This is a genomic window from Chitinophaga sp. 22308 (assembly GCF_052045305.1).
GTDB classification, from domain to species: domain Bacteria; phylum Bacteroidota; class Bacteroidia; order Chitinophagales; family Chitinophagaceae; genus Chitinophaga; species Chitinophaga varians_A.
This window is the reverse complement of record NZ_JBQEOP010000004.1, coordinates 833,757-853,625: the sequence shown is the minus strand read 5'-3', so window position 1 is coordinate 853,625 and position 19,869 is coordinate 833,757. Positions and strand designations below refer to the sequence as shown.

Sequence of the window (19,869 nt, the reverse complement as noted above, 5' to 3'; positions counted from 1 at the left end):
TAAGTCTTTCTTGCCAAGAAAAATAGGTTTTTATAGAGGTCTTGATATAAATTATAAACTTTTCAGGGCCTTTTTGATCAGCTCTTCCAAGTTTTGCAATAGTGGTTCGTTCTTCATAACTCTCTGGATTGCCGTATCCGCCATGTTCCGGGCTATGCCAAGAGTTACCAGAGCATTTAACGCGTCTTCATGCATTGTATTGTTTACGGTAGCAGATAATTGTAATCCGACGGTATCCTTTTGTTTTTTTACTTTGTCTTTCAGTTCCAGAATAATTCTTTTGGCTGTTTTGGCCCCTATGCCTTTTACCCCTTCCAGCATTTTTTCATTTTCCATCATGATGGCCCGCTGGATGTCTTCCGGTTGAAGAGAAGACAACATCATTCTCGCCGTACTGGCGCCTACTCCCGATACGCTGATCAATAAGAGGAACAGGTTTTTTTCTGCTTCCTCGAAAAAACCAAACAGCGTGTGCGCATCCTCTTTGATCTGCAGGAAGGTTAACAATTTACAGCTGTCCAGGCCCTGTATCCTTGAATAGGTGTTCAGACTGATCTGAACTTCATATCCTATTCCGTGCACATCCATATGAACAAGAGCTGGTGACTTATAAGTCAATTTTCCATCCAAATAAGCGATCATAGAAGGTAAAGGTTCGATAATTTACTTAAACTTACGAAAAAAGAGGAATAATTACCCCCTGTGTCAATAAACGACAAAGATGCTAACTTTTAACGGATTGACAAGCCTTTAACGGGTTCATATGCGACTTTTTTAGGAAATATTCGTTTATATCGTATTTTTACGCCTCGATTTAAACACATATTTAGTTTATATGAATAAAATTACGGCCGCTATCACAGCGGTGGGTGGATATGTTCCTGACTACGTGCTGACTAATCAGGAACTGGAAAAACTGGTAGACACAACGGATGAGTGGATTTTGACCAGAACAGGCATTTCTGAGAGAAGAATTCTCAAAGGAGAAGGGAAAGGCACTTCCGACATATGTGTACCTATCGCCCTGGAAATCTGCAAGAAAAGAGGTATTACCCCTGAAGACATCGACCTGCTGATCGTAGCTACTGTAACCCCTGACATGACCTTCCCCGCCACAGCCAATGTTGTAACAGATAAAATCGGCGCTAAAAACGCATTCGGTTTCGACATCAGTGCTGCCTGCTCCGGTTTCCTGTACGCACTGGACACCGGCGCCCGGTTCATTGAAAGTGGCCGTTATCAGAAAGTAATGGTGATCGGCGCCGACAAAATGAGCGCTATCATTGACTATACAGACAGAACTACCTGCATCATTTTCGGTGATGGCGGCGGCGGCGTACTGCTGGAGCCTAACACCGAAGGATACGGCCTGATGGACAGCATCCTGAAAAGCGATGGCCATGGCCGCGAATACCTGCATATGAAAGCCGGCGGCTCCGTAAAACCAGCCACCATCGAAACAGTACAGAACCGCGAACACTTCGTATACCAGGAAGGTAAAATGGTGTTCAAATATGCTGTTTCCAACATGGCCGAAGCAGCCAACGGTATCCTGCAGCGTAACAACCTGAATGCGGAAAATATCGCATGGCTCGTTCCGCACCAGGCCAACAAACGCATCATTGCGGCCACCGCGCAGTATATCAATCTGCCGGAAGAAAAGGTCATGATGAACATCCACCGCTATGGCAACACCACTGCCGGCACTATTCCTTTGTGCCTGTGGGACTACGAAAAACAACTAAAAAAAGGTGATAACATCATTATGGCCGCATTCGGCGGTGGTTTCACCTGGGGCGCCAGCTATATTAAATGGGCTTACGACGGTGAAAAATTCGGTAAGTAATTTTTCACGGTAAAATATACCCGAAGGCCAGGTACGAATGTTCCTGGCCTTCTGCTATAATATAGCCGTTCATCATCTTCATTAGGTCACGGCTGATCACCAGCCCCAACGCCAGGCCGTTGTCCTGCCAGTTTTCCAGTCCCTCCAGCACAAACCGGGCATCCTCTCCTGTCTTCACCCTGATATACACTTCTGTTTGCGCCATTGTCCGGTCAACGGATATTTCCAGCATACTGCCGGCCAATGCCACGGCCACAGCTATCTGCAGCAGTTGTATGTTCACCAGTTTCAACATCTCTTCGTCTGTCAATGCGGAAGCACTTGCGGGAATATAATTTTTGACGATGAGCCGCTTCCGCGCCAGCTCCGCCTCCAGCGGCTCCAGTGCGCTCTGCATCAGCGGCAGCAGTAAACAACGTACAGGCTCATAACGATAACCAGACAATTGCAGCCGCAGCCATTTTAAAATTTTGTCAAAAACTTCCAGCACTTTACCCGAAGTGACACTGATATGCTTTAAAAAAGAAGCCATTTCCGCCTTCGACAGGTTGCCCGATTTAAACCGCGCCGCCACTTCGGTCAAATGCACCAACGGCCCCCTGAAATCCCGTGCCAGTATGCTGATCAGCTTATTTTTAAACGCATCTGTCTCTGTTAATGCCTGATTGGCGGCCGCCATTTCGCGATATCCCCGCAGCAGGGCCTCGTCCTGCTGCTTTAATCGCAGATAATGCCAGTACCGTCCCAGGTAAAAGGCCAGGAACAATACCACCACGATCAGTATTCCCACTACGATCAATTGGTTATTGGCCGATTCTGTCAGCTCCGCCGCCAGTAGCTGTTCCCTCTGCCGGTTCTGCCGCCGTAAATCTGTCACCGCTTTTTCTTTCAGGAAAATGTTGATATAGTCAAATGAATGGGCATTGGGCTGATAACGTTTTTCTGCCGCCAGCCGCATAATTTCCCGGCCATACTGCACTACGCGCCCGGCATCTTTTTTCTGTGTGTAATAATCGTATAGCCGTGCCAGCCAGTAAAGGTTCAGTTCTATACTACCTGTTTGCACTCCTAACTGGTACGCTTTCTCCTGATACCGGACCGTATCGGGATGATAACCCATACGGGGAAAATCATCCAGCCGCCCGTACATGTCCATCGCTACATAAGGCATACCACTGCGCAGGGCCTTGTCTGCCAGCTGATAAATCATTTCTTCCGCCTGGCGGCCCTGCCCCTTCTCCACCAGGTCGTTCAGCGAATAAGCCTCTACATAAAAAGTGATTTTGGAACGCGGATACTTTTGAATAACCCGCCGCGCACGCTTTAATGCCCAATGAACAGAGTCCGCGTGGGTACTGTCCCTGTAAAAACGCATAACATAGTTAACTAACAGGATACCATATACAGAGTCGTTGCCGGGAGGCAGGCGGCTGGCCATTTTAAATGCCTGATAGAAATAATTATTGGCGTCCTCGCGCCGCCCCATGTTGCGGTAATACACATAGATATTACTGAGTGTTTTGGCAATCCGCGCGGAATCGCCCAGCTGTTCATGTATTTTCAAGGCTTTGTAGGCGTAGATACCTGCCGCGCCGAAATCTGTTTTCAGGGCATAACACCAGCTTATCAGATCGTTGGCATCGGCCAAGCCTTTGGCATTGTGCAGCCGGGCCGCCATATCGCGGACTTTAAGTGCGTACTGAAAACTGCTGTCCACGTCTATCACGGAATACAACGCACTGATCTTCCCCAGCACCGCCAGATAACCGGCACTGTCACGCTGCTGCAACAACTCACGGCGCAGTTCCGGCATTTGCGGCACCTGCGCTGTCAGCTGCCAGCATAGCAGGCATGCTAAAGCGGTAATACAACACTGACGCATATACGTTGAATGGATAACTACAAGATCAAATCGTATACTCCATCATGAGAAACCCGTTGTCTTCCTCTTCCACCACCAGGCCTCCCTTCATCTTGTGCATAAAGTCCCGGCTGATAATAATACCTAACGCAAAAATATTGTGTTCCTTGTCTTTCAGTTCTTCCAGCAGTTTACCAGTAGCGGCCCCGCCATCAACCATAAACCGCACTGTCACTTTTCCCTTTTCGCCGTAGGTAGAGATCAGCAGCAAGGTGCCCGGCCTCGCCGTGCTGACTGCCACCTGCAACAACTGCACGTTTACCAGTTGCAGTATCTCCTTATCCGCAATAACGGTAATCCTGGGGCCAACACGGTTCACGATGGTCAGCTGTTTATCCCGGATTTCTTCCTGCAACGGCTCCAGCGCTTCCACGATTACCGGCAGCAGCTCCGTGGTGACGGGCTGGTATACAAATCCCGACAGCTGCAACCTCAGCCACTTCAGGATATTATTAAACGCGTCCAGCGTTTTGCGGGAGGCGTTGCCAATCTGTTTCAACAGGCTTACTACCTCAGGCTGTGTGAGCGTGCCGGTCTTTAACTGGTCTGCCACAGCAATGATATGGTGCAATGGCGTCCTGAAGTCTGTTGCCAGCATGCTGATCAACCTGTTTTTGAAAACATCGTTCTCTGTAAGGGCCGCATTGTTTTTGGCCAGCTGCACATAGCTGAGCTCCAGTGCGCTTTCCTGTTGTTTCCAGCGGCGGTAATGCAGGTACCGGCTGCCGAACAGGGATATCAGCAGGATGATGATCATCAGCAGTCCTTTGACGATAAGCGTGCGGTTCTTTTTCTCTGCCAGCTCTTTTTCCAGCTCTTGTTGCTGTATCCTGGTAGCAAGCGATAAAGCCTGCAAGGCTTTTTCTTTCAGGAAAAAATCAATGTAAGCCGCTTCGTGGTGATTGTTATGATAGCGGTCCATCGCTGCCAGCCGCATGATTTCATTGCTATAGTACACTACCTTGTCCCGCTGTTGATGACTGCGGTGATAATCATACAGCCTTCCCAGCCAGTACAGGTTCAGTTCCATGCTGGCCGATTGCCGTGCTACTTCGTATGCCTGCTCCTGGTAACGGGTGGAGTCTGCAAAATAGCCAAGGCGCTGATAATCGTATAGCCGTCCGTACATGTCCATAGCCACATAGGGCATTCCTTTCTGCTGCGCCAGATCGGCGAGGGTGTATATCCGCTCTTCTGCCGCTTTCCCTTTGCCGGCCCGCACCAGGAGATCGGCTTCAAAAGCAGCCACATAAAAACCGGCCCTGCTGTCGGGATATTTCTTCAGGATAGCTGCGGCCCGCTGCAATACCAGGCGAACGGAATCCGTTCTGGTACTGTCATTAAAAAAACGCCAGGCATAGTTGACCAGCATGGTGGCTGTTATGGAGTCTTTATCCGGCGGCAGCCGGTTGGCTATATGAAAAGCACGGTAGAAATAATTGTTGGCTTCTGCCGGGTGACCGGAATTTTTATAACAGCCATAGATAATGTTCAACGAGCGCACCATCTGCGCGGAATCACCCAGCTGCTCGTTGAGTAACAATGCTTTATAGGCATACTGTATGCCTACGTTATAATCTGTTTTGGCCGTGTAATACCATCCCAGCATATTATTGCCGTCAGCCAGGCCTTTGAGGTTTTTCTGACGGCTGGCTATCTCCAACACCTGGCGTGCGTAATAAAATGAACTGTCCAGGTTGATGCTGGCGTATAATGCGCCGATTTTGCCCAATACGGACACGTAGCCGGCGCTGTCGCGCTGCTGCGCCAGATCACGCTGCAAACGTGGCAATACGGCTGCCTGCCCCCTGCTTTGCAGCACCGGCAGTAACAGCAGCCAGGCAACTGTCATGACTATGGATATATAACGTTGACGTATAAACGCTTTTATCATGCTTGCTGTATCCTTTTAAACATCAATTTCCGGCACAAGGTAAAAGAAAGTGCTTCCGCCCTGGTCATTATTAACAGCTCCTACATCTCCATTCATTTTATCAATAAAGTCCCGGCATATGATCAGCGCCAGTCCGGCCCCTTTGCCAGACCGCTTATGGGCATAGCTCTCACTGTTGTAAGTGAAAAGCCCCGGCAACACTACCGGATCAATGCCCGGTCCCTGGTCACGGAAAAAAACTTCCACATAGCCGTTTTTACGTAGGGCCATGATCGTTATAACGCCTTTCTCCGGTGAAAATTTAATGGCATTATGCAGAAAATTACGATGTACAAACTGTAGCATTTCAAAGTCGCCCTGCACCGTCAGCCCTGACGGGACAACCAGTTCCAGGCGGATATTTTTTTCACGCAGCAGGTGTTGCACATTACGGGCAGACACCTCCAACATGTCGGTCAGCACATAGGAATGCGGCCGGTACACAAAACCCGTCAGTTGTGTCCGCATCCAACTCAGTATTTCCTCAAAAACAGTCAGCGTGGCGGTGGCGGTTTGTTCCACTTCCATCACCATGCTGGTAGCGTCTTCAGGGGTAAGGATATCTTCATTCACAAAACCGGTGATATCGATAATGTTGTATAATGGTGTTCTGAAATCGTGTGCTATCAGGGAGATAAGTTTGTTTTTGAAGTCATCGTTCTTTTTCAGCACTTCATTGGCGGCGGCGATCTCAGTTTTCACGCGGGCAAGCCTTACAGAACGCAGGCGGGAGGATCGGTACGATCGTATCAGGAACCAGGTGAGCACCATCAGCAGTATGATAATGGCCACCACGAAGATAAACAGGTACTGCCAGTAGCGCTGTGCCAGCCTTGTTTTCTGCAGTGCCGTCTTTTGCAGGTCTGACTGCATCTTCAGGGAGTCCAGTGTCTGGTCCTGCAGCGAATAGGCGATATAGTCCATTTCCCCCTGTTGCATATCATCCTGTTGCTGCTGCATGATATTGAGGGCTATACGGCTATAGCGGGCCGCCTGCAGGGTATCTTTCCGTTGCTGGAAATACTGGTACAGTTGTGTCACCTGCGGCAACAGCAGACCTACATATCCGCCGGCAACAGCATGTGTTACGGCATCCTGGAGATAGACCAGCGAGTCCGGCTCGCCGAGCCGGCTCTTGTACTCTGACAGTTCCATAGAGGCACGCATGGCATAATATTCGAACCCGTCTCTTATAGCTGTGTCGAGCACCTGCCGTACCCGTTGTTTGGCGGCATCAAACCGTTCCGCCACATAGTCTTCATTGGCCAGCAGCAGCCGGATATAAAGCAGTTCACGGATATCGTGGTACCGCTCGGCCAGGGTGATGGCTTCCTGTAACGCCCGGGCAGCAGCAGCGCGGGCACTGCTGTCGGTATAATTGATAGCATAATAGTTGCCCAGCCCGAGGGCATGCAGCGAGTCTTCTTTCAGTTGACGGGTAAGCTTCAGTGACTGGGCCACGTAATCATTGGCAGATGCATATTTCCCGGTAAAATAGTGATAGATGCCGATGTTCATCAGCACCTGTGATACGTTGACCGAATCGCCGGCGTTGCGGCTTTCTTCCAGGGCATCGTTATAAAACAGGTAAGAGAGGTAACGGTGGGGACGAAGGGTGTAGTAATTACCCAGGTTACGCAGCGCCCGGGCTTTGCCGGAGGGGTAACCGATGCGGACGGCCATATCCCTCGCCATAGACGCATAACGCCCACAGCTGTCCAGCTGGCAGGCCTGGTACACCGCCGCCAGTCTGTTGAGAGCATCTACATAAGTTACGCTGTCACTTATATGCGGCAGTTGTGATTTGATCCTGCCGATCTCTTTATGCTGCGCATGCAGCAATCTCGGGAAAACAAACAACAACCAGCACATATGCAACAGCATATATCGTCTGAGGATCATCATAATTCAACCGGAAAAGTAAAAATAATACAGCGAACAGGGTGCCACCCATGGCTGTTCATTTTGTTCATTTTCATCCGGCACTGACTATATCTCAAACACCAGTCCTTTACGCATCAGTGCTTCATACCGTGCGGGGTCGAAACGATAGAGGTGTGCGCCTTTTTTGGAAGAGGTTTTATCTTTTTCCTCCAGCTTCTCCATCACGTCCAATGACAATATTTTCTTCCGGAAGTTACGCTTATCAAGTGTCTTTTGGTATATCTCTTCGTACAGGCTTCTCAGTTGTGACAAGGTAAACTTCTCCGGCAGCAGTTCAAATCCGATAGGGTGGAAATGGGCGTTGTTACGCAGCTGTACCAGCGCGTCGTTGATCATGCGGTTATGGTCAAATATCAACGCCGGGATTTCATGCAGTTCCAGCCAGTGGGCGCCATGTTCCTGCGCCAGCGGCCGGTCATGGTCCCTGATGCGGATAAGCGCATAATACGCCACAGATATAACCCGGGCGCCGGTATCACGCGTTACATCACCATAACAGTGCAGCTGGTCCATATAGATATTTTCCAGGCCGGTAGTATGTTTGAGCACCCGTGCCGCAGCGTCGTCGGTACTTTCTTCCGCCTGCACAAAACCACCTACAAGCGACCATTCGCCCTCCATGGGAGCCACTTTTCGCTTCATCACCAGTAACTTCAGTTTGCCTTCGTCAAAACCAAAGATGATACAATCTACTGCCACCAGGTGTTTCGGGGCTTGAGCATAAAAAGAAGCAGCATTCATAAAACGGAATTTTTTCCTGCGTATATGAGGTAAAAATAATATAAATCGCCTACTTTTTAGGCTTAAAACGGTGGTAGTCTGTAGCAGGAATACGGTTAACGCCCAGCTGGCGCAACATATGTACCAGCTGCCCGCGATGAAAAGTGCTGTGGTTGCAGGTATCGATCACTGCATCCTGTACGGGCAACTTTACCTGTTCACCTTTACGGGGCGTAAACGCAATGGTATGGCCCAATCTCGCCTCAGTGGCCCTTTGTACCCACTCCTGCAACTGGAGCGACTGCCGCAGCCAGGCCTGGCAAGCCTCCGCAAAAGTGCCGCTAAAAGCCGCCGTGGGGTCTACCGGCTGCTCCGTCAGCTGTAACCGCTGGTACCAGATACTCTCCCGGCACCACACATGACAGACCGTATTAAACAGGGAAGAGAAACTACCTCCAAGGTCCTGCATGACCTGTTCTGCATTCAGTTTCAACATGACCGCCACCAGCTGCTGATTGGCCCGGTGGTTATATGATGCAAGCCGCACCAGGATTTCTTTCATGGACAAAAGGTTATTTTTTCAAATCCTAATGATTCTTCAACAAATTACAATATTGTTTGTCAATTTACTTGCGATCTTTGCCATCCCTAACCTGAAATATGATGGATACGCTCACTTACCTCTGTCGCTGTGTGTGCTGGAACATCCCGAAGATCGACGACTACAAACGTTTTGCCAATGCCCCTATTGCCAACGGCAGTACCATTTTCCCGCTGGAAGCGGCCCCGGAAAAAATGCCGCTGCCCACCATCTCCTGGAAGTTCAGAGGCCAGCCGAAACAGGCCCGGCTGCCCGATCTGCTGGCCCAAACCGGCACTACCGCCTGCATCGTGCTGCAGCATGGCCAGGTCCGTTATGAAGCATATTTCAACGGCTATCAGCGGACATCCGTCAACACCTCCTTTTCTGTGGCCAAATCCATGACGTCCGCCCTTGTCGGCATCGCTATCAACGAAGGGGCCATTCATTCAGTAGATGACCCTGTGGCCCGCTACCTGCCGGCTTTTGACCAGCAGGGGCTTCGCCAGATCACCCTCTCCCACCTCCTGCAGATGTGCTCCGGGCTGGACTACCGGGAAGGCGTGTTTCCGTGGACAGACGATGCCCGCGTATATTACGGCCTCCGGCTGCGCGACCAGGTCCTGAAAGCAAGGCTGAAAGAAGGACCTGGCACAGTGTACCACTACAATAACTACAACCTCCTGCTACTGGGCATGGTCCTGGAGAAAACAACCGGTCAGCCGGTACCTGCCTATTTCAGCGAAAAAATCTGGCAGCCTATGGGCGCAGAAGCCAGCGCCTCCTGGAGCATGGACAGCCGCCGCTCCGGCTTCGCCAAAATGGAAAGCGGCTTCAATGCACTGGCCATCGACTTTGCCAGGTTTGGACAGTTATGCCTGCAAAACGGTCAGCTCAACGGCCGCTCCATTATTCCGGCAGACTGGATGCAGGAATCTACCAGCAGGCCTGTGCATACTGCTGACACAACAACCTACCTGTCACGCATGACGCCTCCGCTTTGCAAATGGGCCGGCAGCCCTCACGGCTACTACAAATACCTCTGGTGGGGATACCAAACAGATCCCCATAATTTTGATTATTTTGCGCTGGGCGTAAAAGGCCAGCTGATTTATATCTCTCCCCGGAAACAGGCCGTCATTGTACGTTTTGGTAAAAAATGGGGCCGGATAGACTGGTGGCCCGAAGCGCTGAAACAAATAGCCGACTCACTTGCGTAAATAAACACCACATGGCAGATATAACGTTAAGGATTGCACGAAAAGAAGATTGTCCCCGGTTGATGGAACTTATCCGCGAGCTGGCGGAATTTGAAAAAGCGCCACAGGAAGTAACCGTAAGCCTTGCTCACTTCGAAGAGGCAGGCTTTGGCGCCAACCCGGTATGGAAGGCCTTTGTAGCCACTGCCGCCGATGCAGACGGTAGAGAATTGATCGTAGGTTTTGCCCTGTTTTACATCCGGTATTCAACCTGGAAAGGTTGCCGTTTGTACATGGAAGACCTGGTGGTGACGGAACAATGGCGCGGCAAGGGTATTGGCAAACTGCTGCTGGACCGCATCATTGAAGAAGCCAAAGAAAGACAATACAGCGGCGTTCTCTGGCAGGTACTGGACTGGAACGAGCCAGCCATCAACTTCTATAAAAAATACGCTGCTAAGTTTGATCCGGAGTGGATCAATGTAAGCATCGAGTTATCATAAACTTCCCGTTTATAATATTCTCATCCGGTATGTCATCAATCATCGTTAATATTGATGACATACTTTTTTATCATGATTTTTCTTCACGATTTCAGAGACCTCCGGGGAGAATCCACCGAAACCCTCAGCCATACGTTCAACGAAGCATTCAGCGATTATATCGTACCGATGCACCTCACCCCATCTATTCTTGAACAAAAGATGAAAGCTGAAAACCTTCGCCGGGAATGGTCTATCGGCGCCTTCCACGGAAATGACCTCGGGGCATTTATTCTGCACGGAACAGACCACGATACCCGTCCCACAATACTGTACAATGGCGGCACCGGTGTAACACCCGCGTATCGTGGCCAGCACCTGATACAAAAAATGTATCAGCAATTTATTCCGCGTTATAAAGAGGCAGGCATCCGGAAAATAATACTGGAAGTCATCAGTTCCAATCTTCCTGCCATTAAAGCCTATACGAACAGCGGCTTTCACAAGCTGCGCATGTTCCACTGCCACAAAGGAACCGTAACCGTTCATACCACAACGCCAGGTGTTACCATCCGGGAAACGGAGCAGCCGGAATGGGCCGTATTAAGCACCTTTATGGACATGACGCCGGCCTGGAGCAACAGTGTGCCCGGCATACAACGGGAGTATCCCGCCACCGCCACCTTTGAAGCGATCATAGACGGACAGGTTGCCGGCTTCATCAGTGTACACAAAGAGAGCAGGCGTATTCGTAACATCGCCGTACATCCGGGTTTTCGTCGGCGCGGCATTGGCAGCACCCTGCTGCAACACGTGGCCGCCGCATTGAATGGCCCCATGAGCATTATCAACATAGACGAAAAAAATCCGGAGATCAGCGCTTTCCTCGAAAAGGCAGGACTCCAGCATTTTCTGTCTCAGTACGAAATGGCGATAGAAATTTAGGAATGTTTTGATTTACGGATCTGAGAATATAAAAATGCAGCGGAGATCACAATTATATGTGATCTCCGCTGCATTTTAAATATCTAAATATCAAAATTCAGAAAATTTGTAAATCTCCTAGCTAATGCCATTTACCGCTACTTCCTTGGCGATTTTCTGCACCAGTCCCTGTAACACTTTACCAGGGCCTACTTCAGTAAATTCAGTGGCGCCATCGGCTACCATGGCCAGTACGGACTGGCTCCATTTTACCGGGCCGGTGAGCTGGTCAATCAGGTTTTGTTTGATCTGGGCAGGTTCCGTTACCGCTGCAGCTACTACGTTCTGATAAACAGGGCAGCTGGGCGTGTTGAACACTGCTTTTTCGATAGCAGCTTTCAGCTCTTCGCGGGCAGATTCCATCAGCGGAGAGTGGAAAGCACCGCCTACCGGCAGTATCATGGCTCTTTTAGCGCCGGCAGCTTTCAATTCAGCACAGGCAGTCTCCACTGCTTTCAGCGTACCGGAGATCACCAGTTGGCCCGGACTGTTATAATTGGCCGGTACTACCACTTCATTGGTTTCAGCGGCTACTTTGGCACAAATTTCTTCTACTTTGGCATCTTCCATACCGAGGATAACGGCCATGGTGGATGGTTGCTGTTCACATGCTTTCTGCATGGCATTTGCTCTGATGGCTACCAGGCGCAGGGCTTCTTCAAAAGACAGCACCCCGTTGGCGACTAGTGCTGAAAATTCTCCCAGGGAGTGACCAGCCACCATTTCCGGCTGTGAATGTTCTGTTGTCAGGAAAGCGATGACAGCATGCAGGAATACCGCAGGCTGCGTTACTTTGGTCTGTTTCAGGTCTTCTTCAGTGCCGGTAAACATTACATCGGAGATGCGGAATCCCAGGATTTCATTGGCTTTCTCAAATAGTTCCTTTGCGTTAGCATTGGTCTCGTACAGGTTTTTGCCCATACCCGGAAATTGTGATGCCTGCCCGGGAAATACATATGCATGCTTCATGGTTGCTTATATTGTAGTGTTTATATCAAATAAAAAATAATTCAAATATACAATCAATTAGAATTTAATAAAGAATTATTACGGATGCTGCAAAACTGCATCAAAAAAGCATTAAAACAAAAAATGGTTTAACCAGTAGCTGGTTAAACCATTTTTTCATGTGTCCGTAGGGATTATCTGCCAATTAATTTCATGAACTCACTTCTGGTGGTACCATCCTGGAACTGACCGCTGAAAGCGGAAGTAGTGGTAACAGAATTCTGTTTAGACACGCCACGCATCATCATGCAGAGGTGCTGCGCTTCGATGACCACTGCCACGCCCTGCGGCTGCAGTGTTTCCTGGATAGCGTCCAGGATCTGGTGTGTCATCCTTTCCTGCACCTGGAGCCGGCGGGCATATACGTCCACCACGCGGGCCAGTTTGCTCAGTCCGGTGATATAACCATTGGGAATGTAAGCCACGTGTGCCTTGCCGAAGAAAGGCAGCATATGGTGTTCACACATGGAATACAGTTCTATATCTTTTACGATCACCATTTCACTATAGGCTTCCGTGAATTTAGCGCCGTTCAGAATTTCCCTTGCGTCCAGCTGATACCCCTGTGTCAGGAACTGCATGGCCTTGGCCATCCTTTCAGGGGTTTTCAGGAGCCCTTCCCGTTCGGCATCTTCGCCGAGCAGTTCCAGGCATTCTTTATAGTTCTTTACAAGACCGGACGTGATCTTTTCGTCGTAACTTTCAACCTTATTATACGCCATTCTTATATGATTTTATTCAAATTCCAAATGCTGTCCCGCACCTGCTAATACTGCACAAAGTCACATTATGAGGCGTGGGTAATATTATTTGCCGCCGTAATATTCTACGTATATACGGGGAGTTTCGTACAGCTTGATGCAGTGCAGCTGCACTTCCGCAGGTAAATGCGGGGTCAACTGGTCCCAGATGGCAATGGCAAGATTTTCGGCAGAGGTAAACTTACCTGCCATAAAATCCACATCCAGATTGAGGTTCCGATGGTCTACCTTTTCAATAACAGCATCCCGGATAATCACACCTAAAGTCTTGGCATTGAATACAAAGCCGGTTTCCGGATCAGGATTACCTTTTATGGTTACATGCAATTCGTAGTTATGACCATGCCAGTTGTCATTGGCACATTTTCCGAATACTTCCTCGTTCTTTTCTTTGCTCCATGCCGGGTTAGACAACTTATGCGCTGCATTAAAGTTCTCTACTCGCGTTAAATAAATCATTATTGCAAAAAATTTTCGCAAAAATACCACTATTCTATGAGTAGTCCCAAGTTTATCCTTATTCCTGTCAATTGTTTTACACTGCCAGCGATCATTTTTGCCGTACTTTTACCGCATGAAATTATTGGTTACCGCTGCGACCACACTGGAAGTCCAGCCTTTTTTGCAATTCCTGGACCATGAAAGCCAAAAAGTATCCGCCCACCAATACCGCCTGGCCAACTGTGACATTCAGGTACTGATCGCCGGTATTGGCATGATGCATTACGCATACAGCCTTGGCCGTTACCTCGCCACCAACCGCCCGGACATGGCCTTGCAGGCCGGTATCGCCGGCTCTTTCCGCCGTGAATGGGCCCTCGGCACCGTGGTGATGGTGGACCGGGAATACCTTGCCGACCTCGGCGCGGAAGATAATGACCAGTTCAAGGATTTATTTGATATACACCTCTGGCAGGCCTCCCAGCCTCCTTTTACCGGCAACGCGCTCGTGAATACCTTCACCAGCCTGCCCTACCGGCCCAACTTGCCCACGGCCACCGGCGTCAGCGTGAATATGGTCAGCGGCAGCACGCCCACCATTACCCGGCTGGAAAGCAAATACATGCCCGATGTGGAAAGCATGGAAGGCGCAGCATTTCACTACGCCTGCCTCTCGGAAAATATTCCCTTCCTGCAGGTCCGCAGTATCTCCAACTATGTGGAAATACGCGATAAAAGCAAATGGAATATCCCCCTGGCCGTCAAACAACTGAATGATGAACTGATTTCAATTGTCAAGTCGCTGGCCGGCTTATCTTAACAAATAAAATTTTCTAAGTATATGCACTTATCATTAGGTTTCTCACCCTGCCCGAACGATACTTTTATCTTCGATGCCATGGTCAACAACAAGATCGATACGCAAGGACTGACATTTGATACGCAGCTGGAAGATGTGGAGACGCTCAACCGCTGGGCCCTCGAAGGAAAACTGCCCGTCACCAAGCTGAGTTTTGCCGTATACCTGAAAGTAAGGGACAAATATGACCTGCTCAACAGCGGCAGCGCCCTCGGCCGCGGCTGCGGACCATTGCTCATCGCTAAAAAAGATATTCCCCGCGAAGAAATCAAAAACCTGGCAATAGCCATCCCCGGCGAAAACACCACGGCCAATCTCCTCTTTTCCATCGCTTTCCCGGAAGCGACCAACAAAAAGGTGATGCTGTTTTCTGAAATCGAAAATGCCGTGCTTAACGGAGAGGTGGACGCAGGCGTGATCATACACGAAAACCGCTTTACCTACCAGCTCAAAGGTCTCGTAAAACTCATGGACATGGGCGAATACTGGGAATCTACCACCGGCAATCCCATCCCGCTGGGAGGTATCTTCATCCGCAAAGACATCCCCGCTGAAACACGGGCACAGGTAGACGCACTCATTCACCAAAGCCTGCAACATGCCTACAGTGAATATCCCCAGCTGTCTGACTACATCAAGTCCCATGCACAGGAAATGGACGAGCAGGTGATGCGCCAGCATATTGATCTGTATGTCAACGACTTCAGCCTCGATCTTGGCGAAGAAGGCCACGCGGCAGTAGACGCGCTGATGACAGCCGCCGAAGACGTTGTGGCACGCCGGCAGGCATAGGCCTCAGCAAAATATCAACATAAAAAAAGCGAAGATCACCTCCATGACCTTCGCTTTTTTTGTCGATAAACGACTATCGTTTTAATGCCTTTCCATACACCTCCAGCGCGCGTTTCCTGGCAACGTCATGCTCCACCACAGGCAGCGGGTAAGAGAGCTCGTCCAGCTCCGGCACCCATTGCCGGACATAACGCAGGTCTTTATCAAACTTCTGTGTCTGCAAAGTGGGGTTGAACACCCTGAAATAAGGCGCTGCATCACAGCCGCAGCCTGCCGCCCACTGCCAGTTGCCATTGTTGGAAGCCAGGTCATAATCCAGCAGCTTCGTGGCAAAATAAGCTTCTCCCCAACGCCAGTCGATCAACAGATGTTTGGTCAGAAAACTGGCGGTGATCATCCTTACCCGGTTGTGCATAAAACCGGTGGCATTCAGTTCACGCATCCCTGCGTCCACAATGGGATAGCCGGTCTGCCCCCGGCACCAGCGCTCAAATTCCTTTTCATTGTTCCGCCACGGAATACGGTCATATTCTTTTTTAAACGAGGCATGCTGCACTTCCGGAAAGTGCCACAGTATCATCTGAAAAAATTCGCGCCAGATCAGTTCCTTCAAATACGTTTCGTTATCATCCAGGGCTTTTTTTACCAGCTCCCGGATACTGATCGTACCAAAGCGTAAATGCAGCCCTAAACGCGAAGTACCTTGTACAGCAGGAATATCACGGGTTTTATCATAATGGGCGATAATTTTTTCCGGGATATCTGCTGACGGGAACTCCGTTTCGACTGCCTTAAATCCCATCGTTTTCAGCGAAGGTATTTTCAGCGGCGCCTGCCGGTGCCAGTTACCGGTGTACTTCTCCACCGGATACGGTTTGTAATAAAATGGCGTCAGTGTGGCCAGCCATCTTTTACTGTAAGGTGTGAATATCGTATATGGGTCACCGTTATCCTTCAACACTTCATTCCTTTCAAAGATGACCTGGTCTTTATAACTGTGAAAAGAAATGTTTTTCTCCTTCAGCAGCCCGGCAACAGCGGTGTCACGCTGACGGGCATACGGTTCATAGTCGTTATTGGTAAACACTTTCTGAACATCATACCGTGTGGTCCAGTGGGTAAATGCCGCTTCCGGTGTTCCGTAAAAAACATCCAGCGTGGCGCCTGCGGCAGTCAGTTGTTCCTGCAGCGTTTCCAGGGTCTGGTGAATAAAATTCACGCGGTGGTCTGCTTTTTCTTCCAGGTCGTCCAGTATCTGCGTATCAAACACAAATACCGGCACTACCGGGCGATCATCTTTTAAAGCATGATATAAAGCGGCCTGGTCGTTCAGCCGCAGGTCGCGGCGAAGCCAGCAAAGATTTACAGCAGGTTTCTTCATACTAGACTTTGCCATCAAACAATACTTCGTGTAAAATAGCAGCAGTGGCGTTGCCATAGCTGCTGTCGCGGAAAAGGCCTACCCAGCGCACGCCTTGTATCGCATTCGTCAGGAATATTTCATCCGCATTTTCGAGGTCCTCGATGGTGAGTGGTTTCTCCTCTGTCTTAAAAGGCAGTTCTGATTTCAGCAAGTGTTTGCGCATCACGCCACAAACACAACCTTCGGACAACGGCGGCGTGTAGATGGTTTTATGACGTACCACAAAAACATTCGCCATGGTGCTGTCAGCCACCCGGCCGTATTGATTTAGCAACAACACTTCATTAAAACCGTGTTGTTTGCTGTACATAGCCCCCATCACATAGGGGAGACAGTTATTGGATTTAATGAAAGAATACTTGTCGCTGGTCTTCCTGGCATCGGAAAAGATATCGAGTACGAGCCCGTTTTCATTCAGTTCCAATACGGTGCTACTTAGTTCCCACGCCTGGACCAGATAAGAGGGAATATTATTGACCGGCTCATATAACCCGCCATCAGCGCGGAATACTGTTAACCTCACCCGCGCCAGGTGCAGCAGGTTATTTTTATGGCACAGGTCAGTTATCTGCCGGAGGAAAAATGCTTTTGTGAAATGAGCGGGAATATCGAAGTGCAGCAGGTTCAGGCTGGCGAACAGGCGTTCAAAATGTAAATCGCTCAATACCACTTGCCCCTGATGTACCCGCATGGTTTCAAAGCAGCCGTCTCCATAACGGAAAGAACGGTTGTCTGCCGTAAAAATCGGGTCACCGGAAGAGTAAAACTTACCATTATAACAAAGAAAACCAACTTGCACCTCGTACTGTGTTTAGCAAGTTGTAAGTTACCCAATTATTTTGTCATTTCAGCAGCCTCTTTTCGGGCATTCGCCGCAACCATAGCGGCCGCCAAACAAAAAGGAAACGTTAAAATTACACAGGGCGGAGGCAAAAAAATATGCATATAGCCATGCAGTAACATAGCCTTTTAATTAGACATATGAATATAAAACAGCCCCGCCGGAAAATCATCTGGCGGGGCTGTTTTATATTCAATTATTTAAATGGCTACCACAGGAATATCTCCTTCCACGATCAACCGGCCGGCGGTTTTGGCTTTAATCTCCTCTACACTCACGTCGGGCGCACGTTCCAGCAGGCGGAACCCGTCGGGGGTCACTTCCAGCACAGCGAGATCTGTCACTATTTTTTTAACACAGTTAACACCGGTCAGTGGCAGCGTACAGGCAGACAACAATTTGCTTTCTCCTTTGGGATTGGTATGCATCATGGCGACGATAATATTTTTGGCGGAAGCTACCAGGTCCATGGCGCCGCCCATGCCTTTCACCATTTTACCGGGAATTTTCCAGTTGGCGATATCGCCGTTGTCCGCTACTTCCATAGCGCCCAATACGGTAAGGTCCACTTTTCCGGCGCGGATCATGCCGAAGCTTTCCGCGGAATCGAAGAAGCTGCCGCCTGGCAATAGTGTCACTGTTTCCTTGCCGGCGTTGATCAGGTCCGGGTCTATATCATCGGCAGACGGATACGGGCCCATGCCGAGCATACCGTTTTCAGACTGCAGCATAATGGAAATGCCGGCAGGGATGTAATTGGCTACCAGCGTAGGAATGCCGATACCCAGATTAACATACATACCATCTTTTAACTCCTTTGCTATTCTTTTGGCGATACCAAATTTATCGAGAGGCATAACATACTGATTTTGGGAAGTGGAATAATAACGTATAGTCGTTACCGTTACATCTGCACGGTCCTGCGCTCTATCCGTTTTTCATATTCGGTGCCTGCAAAGATGCGGTGCACGTAGATACCCGGCACATGGATCTGGTCGGGGTCCAGTTCGCCCGGCTGCACCAGTTGCTCCACCTCAGCGATGGTAATATTACCGGCTTTGGCCATAGAAGTGCTGAAATTGCGGGTGGTTTTACGGAATACAAGGTTTCCCATGGTATCTCCTTTCCAGGCTTTCACGATGGCAAAATCGGCATGCAGCGCCATCTCCATGAGATAGTTTTTGCCGTTGAATTCGCGGGTTTCTTTACCGGTGGCCACTTCGGTGCCATAACCGGCGGGGGTGAAAAAGGCGGGAATGCCCATACCGGCCATTTGAATACGGGTGGCGAGGGTACCTTGCGGGATCAGGTCCACTTCCAGCTCGCCGGCCAGCAGTTGTCTTTCAAATTCTGCGTTTTCGCCCACATAGGAAGACATCATCTTGCGGATCTGGCGGGTTTTCAACAACAGGCCCAATCCGAAATCATCGACGCCGGCATTGTTGGAAATACAGGTCAGTTCTTTTACGCCCTTTCTGACCAGCGCTGCGATACAGTTTTCCGGAATACCACACAAACCAAATCCCCCCAGCATTATCACCGCGCCATCCCGGATGTCCTGTATGGCTTCGTCTGCATTAGCTACTACTTTGTTCATGTTTTGGTGTTTTATATTGATCTTATGGCTGTCGCTTGATAAAGGGGCGTACCGTATCGGAAGCGGGTAACAGGAAAGCTTTTTCTGCATTGGGGAAAAAGCTTTTCAGACGGAACCTGACAGGTGCGTTTTCTTCTGCAGGGTTGCCCAGTTTATTTTTCCTGGCGGCGATATCGGCCTGCACTTTTTCAAACACGTCTTTCATGCGGTCCGGGTGACTTTCATACCAGTTATAGCTGGCCATGAAATCTTTAACGGACACCTTATGCAGGTCCAGTATCTGTTTGTAGTAAACTTTTATTTTCTCCTGTCTGACAGAATCAGGCAGGGGCGTAGTCAGGGCGCTCACTTCGTTGCTATAGGCGTCTGCCAGGGTCATGTCCACCAGGATCCTGCTCATCTTATCCTTCTGGATATACTCCTTGGGAACATTGCCCGGATCACCACAAGCTGCCATCAATAATACAAATCCTGCTACGAGCGCTTTAAAACGATTATTCATTCTTTTCTAAAAAATTGTTGTGTCCGGAGATAGCCA

The 19,869-nt window shown here is 49.4% G+C and carries 20 protein-coding genes; 6 read left to right on the top strand and 14 right to left on the bottom strand.

The annotated features are described in order from the left end of the window. Window positions 1-51: 51 nt before the first annotated feature. On the bottom strand, window positions 52-642 hold the full coding sequence (gene ruvA / locus ACTJJS_RS19590) for a Holliday junction branch migration protein RuvA (protein ID WP_168870007.1): 591 nt from the start codon (window positions 640-642) through the stop codon (window positions 52-54). A gap of 193 nt (window positions 643-835) precedes the next feature. On the opposite strand from ruvA, the gene ACTJJS_RS19585 reads away from it, so the two are divergent. Beyond that, window positions 836-1,846, top strand: coding sequence for a beta-ketoacyl-ACP synthase III (locus ACTJJS_RS19585; protein ID WP_168870008.1), 1,011 nt, complete (start codon window positions 836-838; stop codon window positions 1,844-1,846). Between the two features lie 4 nt (window positions 1,847-1,850). Here the strand turns inward: ACTJJS_RS19585 and ACTJJS_RS19580 are convergent, their stop codons facing one another. From ACTJJS_RS19580 to ACTJJS_RS19560, 5 genes are all read right to left on the bottom strand, one after another. Next, window positions 1,851-3,728, bottom strand: coding sequence for a sensor histidine kinase (locus tag ACTJJS_RS19580; protein WP_440664933.1), 1,878 nt, complete (start codon window positions 3,726-3,728; stop codon window positions 1,851-1,853). Between the two features lie 25 nt (window positions 3,729-3,753). Continuing rightward, window positions 3,754-5,619, bottom strand: a complete 1,866-nt coding sequence (locus tag ACTJJS_RS19575; RefSeq protein WP_440664932.1) for a sensor histidine kinase — start codon at window positions 5,617-5,619, stop codon at window positions 3,754-3,756. A 57-nt stretch (window positions 5,620-5,676) separates the two neighbouring features. Continuing rightward, entirely contained in the window at window positions 5,677-7,605 is a 1,929-nt protein-coding gene (locus ACTJJS_RS19570; RefSeq protein WP_440664931.1) for an ATP-binding protein, read from the bottom strand. A gap of 84 nt (window positions 7,606-7,689) precedes the next feature. Beyond that, the gene (locus ACTJJS_RS19565) at window positions 7,690-8,385 is read right to left on the bottom strand and encodes an NUDIX hydrolase (protein WP_168870012.1); all 696 of its coding nucleotides are present in this window, start codon (window positions 8,383-8,385) and stop codon (window positions 7,690-7,692) included. Between the two features lie 49 nt (window positions 8,386-8,434). Further along, window positions 8,435-8,926, bottom strand: a complete 492-nt coding sequence (locus tag ACTJJS_RS19560) for a DinB family protein (protein ID WP_440664930.1) — start codon at window positions 8,924-8,926, stop codon at window positions 8,435-8,437. A gap of 98 nt (window positions 8,927-9,024) precedes the next feature. Between ACTJJS_RS19560 and ACTJJS_RS19555 the strand changes: the two genes are divergently transcribed. The 3 genes from ACTJJS_RS19555 (at window position 9,025) to ACTJJS_RS19545 (ending at window position 11,570) form a co-directional block, all read left to right on the top strand. Then, entirely contained in the window at window positions 9,025-10,164 is a 1,140-nt protein-coding gene (locus ACTJJS_RS19555) for a serine hydrolase domain-containing protein (RefSeq protein ID WP_440664929.1), read from the top strand. 11 nt (window positions 10,165-10,175) lie between these two features. Beyond that, entirely contained in the window at window positions 10,176-10,646 is a 471-nt protein-coding gene (locus ACTJJS_RS19550) for an N-acetyltransferase family protein (protein WP_440664928.1), read from the top strand. Window positions 10,647-10,718: 72 nt separating this feature from the next. Beyond that, window positions 10,719-11,570 (top strand): GNAT family N-acetyltransferase, encoded by an 852-nt coding sequence (locus tag ACTJJS_RS19545; RefSeq protein WP_440664927.1) that lies wholly within the window; start codon window positions 10,719-10,721, stop codon window positions 11,568-11,570. Between the two features lie 117 nt (window positions 11,571-11,687). Here the strand turns inward: ACTJJS_RS19545 and fabD are convergent, their stop codons facing one another. From fabD to ACTJJS_RS19530, 3 genes are all read right to left on the bottom strand, one after another. Continuing rightward, entirely contained in the window at window positions 11,688-12,578 is an 891-nt protein-coding gene (gene fabD / locus ACTJJS_RS19540; RefSeq protein WP_168870017.1) for an ACP S-malonyltransferase, read from the bottom strand. Between the two features lie 173 nt (window positions 12,579-12,751). Beyond that, complete coding sequence (gene folE, locus ACTJJS_RS19535; RefSeq protein ID WP_168870018.1) at window positions 12,752-13,339, bottom strand: GTP cyclohydrolase I FolE; 588 nt, start codon at window positions 13,337-13,339, stop codon at window positions 12,752-12,754. An 84-nt stretch (window positions 13,340-13,423) separates the two neighbouring features. Then, entirely contained in the window at window positions 13,424-13,837 is a 414-nt protein-coding gene (locus ACTJJS_RS19530; RefSeq protein ID WP_168870019.1) for a 6-pyruvoyl trahydropterin synthase family protein, read from the bottom strand. A gap of 115 nt (window positions 13,838-13,952) precedes the next feature. On the opposite strand from ACTJJS_RS19530, the gene mqnB reads away from it, so the two are divergent. Further along, window positions 13,953-14,639 carry a futalosine hydrolase gene (mqnB, locus tag ACTJJS_RS19525; protein WP_440664926.1) on the top strand — a complete coding sequence of 229 codons (687 nt, stop codon included), beginning with the start codon at window positions 13,953-13,955 and terminating at the stop codon, window positions 14,637-14,639. Between the two features lie 21 nt (window positions 14,640-14,660). Further along, a complete protein-coding gene (locus tag ACTJJS_RS19520) occupies window positions 14,661-15,470 on the top strand; it encodes a 1,4-dihydroxy-6-naphthoate synthase (protein WP_343745435.1) in 810 nt (269 codons plus the stop codon). Between the two features lie 73 nt (window positions 15,471-15,543). On the opposite strand, the gene ACTJJS_RS19515 is transcribed toward ACTJJS_RS19520, so the two are convergent. From ACTJJS_RS19515 to ACTJJS_RS19495, 5 genes are all read right to left on the bottom strand, one after another. Next, complete coding sequence (locus ACTJJS_RS19515) at window positions 15,544-16,851, bottom strand: cryptochrome/photolyase family protein (RefSeq protein WP_440664925.1); 1,308 nt, start codon at window positions 16,849-16,851, stop codon at window positions 15,544-15,546. 1 nt (window position 16,852) lies between these two features. Further along, window positions 16,853-17,692 carry an aminotransferase class IV gene (locus ACTJJS_RS19510; RefSeq protein ID WP_168870023.1) on the bottom strand — a complete coding sequence of 280 codons (840 nt, stop codon included), beginning with the start codon at window positions 17,690-17,692 and terminating at the stop codon, window positions 16,853-16,855. Window positions 17,693-17,934: 242 nt separating this feature from the next. After that, window positions 17,935-18,591, bottom strand: a complete 657-nt coding sequence (locus tag ACTJJS_RS19505) for a 3-oxoacid CoA-transferase subunit B (protein ID WP_440664924.1) — start codon at window positions 18,589-18,591, stop codon at window positions 17,935-17,937. A 47-nt stretch (window positions 18,592-18,638) separates the two neighbouring features. Next, window positions 18,639-19,331, bottom strand: a complete 693-nt coding sequence (locus tag ACTJJS_RS19500; protein ID WP_440664923.1) for a CoA transferase subunit A — start codon at window positions 19,329-19,331, stop codon at window positions 18,639-18,641. A 22-nt stretch (window positions 19,332-19,353) separates the two neighbouring features. After that, a complete protein-coding gene (locus tag ACTJJS_RS19495) occupies window positions 19,354-19,833 on the bottom strand; it encodes a DUF4296 domain-containing protein (protein WP_343745436.1) in 480 nt (159 codons plus the stop codon). Window positions 19,834-19,869 lie beyond the last annotated feature (36 nt).

What these genes read in the sequence shown, in the direction of transcription:
- ACTJJS_RS19505 (WP_440664924.1), bottom strand. Translation starts at nt 18,591, where the DNA reads ATGCCTCTCGATAAATTTGGTATCGCCAAAAGAATAGCAAAGGAGTTA.
- ACTJJS_RS19515 (WP_440664925.1), bottom strand. Translation starts at nt 16,851, where the DNA reads ATGAAGAAACCTGCTGTAAATCTTTGCTGGCTTCGCCGCGACCTGCGG.
- ACTJJS_RS19565 (WP_168870012.1), bottom strand. Translation starts at nt 8,385, where the DNA reads ATGAATGCTGCTTCTTTTTATGCTCAAGCCCCGAAACACCTGGTGGCA.
- ACTJJS_RS19495 (WP_343745436.1), bottom strand. Translation starts at nt 19,833, where the DNA reads ATGAATAATCGTTTTAAAGCGCTCGTAGCAGGATTTGTATTATTGATG.
- ACTJJS_RS19585 (WP_168870008.1), top strand. Translation starts at nt 836, where the DNA reads ATGAATAAAATTACGGCCGCTATCACAGCGGTGGGTGGATATGTTCCT.
- ACTJJS_RS19560 (WP_440664930.1), bottom strand. Translation starts at nt 8,926, where the DNA reads ATGAAAGAAATCCTGGTGCGGCTTGCATCATATAACCACCGGGCCAAT.
- ruvA (WP_168870007.1), bottom strand. Translation starts at nt 642, where the DNA reads ATGATCGCTTATTTGGATGGAAAATTGACTTATAAGTCACCAGCTCTT.
- ACTJJS_RS19580 (WP_440664933.1), bottom strand. Translation starts at nt 3,728, where the DNA reads ATGCGTCAGTGTTGTATTACCGCTTTAGCATGCCTGCTATGCTGGCAG.
- folE (WP_168870018.1), bottom strand. Translation starts at nt 13,339, where the DNA reads ATGGCGTATAATAAGGTTGAAAGTTACGACGAAAAGATCACGTCCGGT.
- ACTJJS_RS19520 (WP_343745435.1), top strand. Translation starts at nt 14,661, where the DNA reads ATGCACTTATCATTAGGTTTCTCACCCTGCCCGAACGATACTTTTATC.
- ACTJJS_RS19530 (WP_168870019.1), bottom strand. Translation starts at nt 13,837, where the DNA reads ATGATTTATTTAACGCGAGTAGAGAACTTTAATGCAGCGCATAAGTTG.
- ACTJJS_RS19545 (WP_440664927.1), top strand. Translation starts at nt 10,719, where the DNA reads ATGATTTTTCTTCACGATTTCAGAGACCTCCGGGGAGAATCCACCGAA.
- mqnB (WP_440664926.1), top strand. Translation starts at nt 13,953, where the DNA reads ATGAAATTATTGGTTACCGCTGCGACCACACTGGAAGTCCAGCCTTTT.
- ACTJJS_RS19575 (WP_440664932.1), bottom strand. Translation starts at nt 5,619, where the DNA reads ATGACAGTTGCCTGGCTGCTGTTACTGCCGGTGCTGCAAAGCAGGGGG.
- ACTJJS_RS19550 (WP_440664928.1), top strand. Translation starts at nt 10,176, where the DNA reads ATGGCAGATATAACGTTAAGGATTGCACGAAAAGAAGATTGTCCCCGG.
- ACTJJS_RS19500 (WP_440664923.1), bottom strand. Translation starts at nt 19,331, where the DNA reads ATGAACAAAGTAGTAGCTAATGCAGACGAAGCCATACAGGACATCCGG.
- ACTJJS_RS19555 (WP_440664929.1), top strand. Translation starts at nt 9,025, where the DNA reads ATGATGGATACGCTCACTTACCTCTGTCGCTGTGTGTGCTGGAACATC.
- ACTJJS_RS19570 (WP_440664931.1), bottom strand. Translation starts at nt 7,605, where the DNA reads ATGATGATCCTCAGACGATATATGCTGTTGCATATGTGCTGGTTGTTG.
- fabD (WP_168870017.1), bottom strand. Translation starts at nt 12,578, where the DNA reads ATGAAGCATGCATATGTATTTCCCGGGCAGGCATCACAATTTCCGGGT.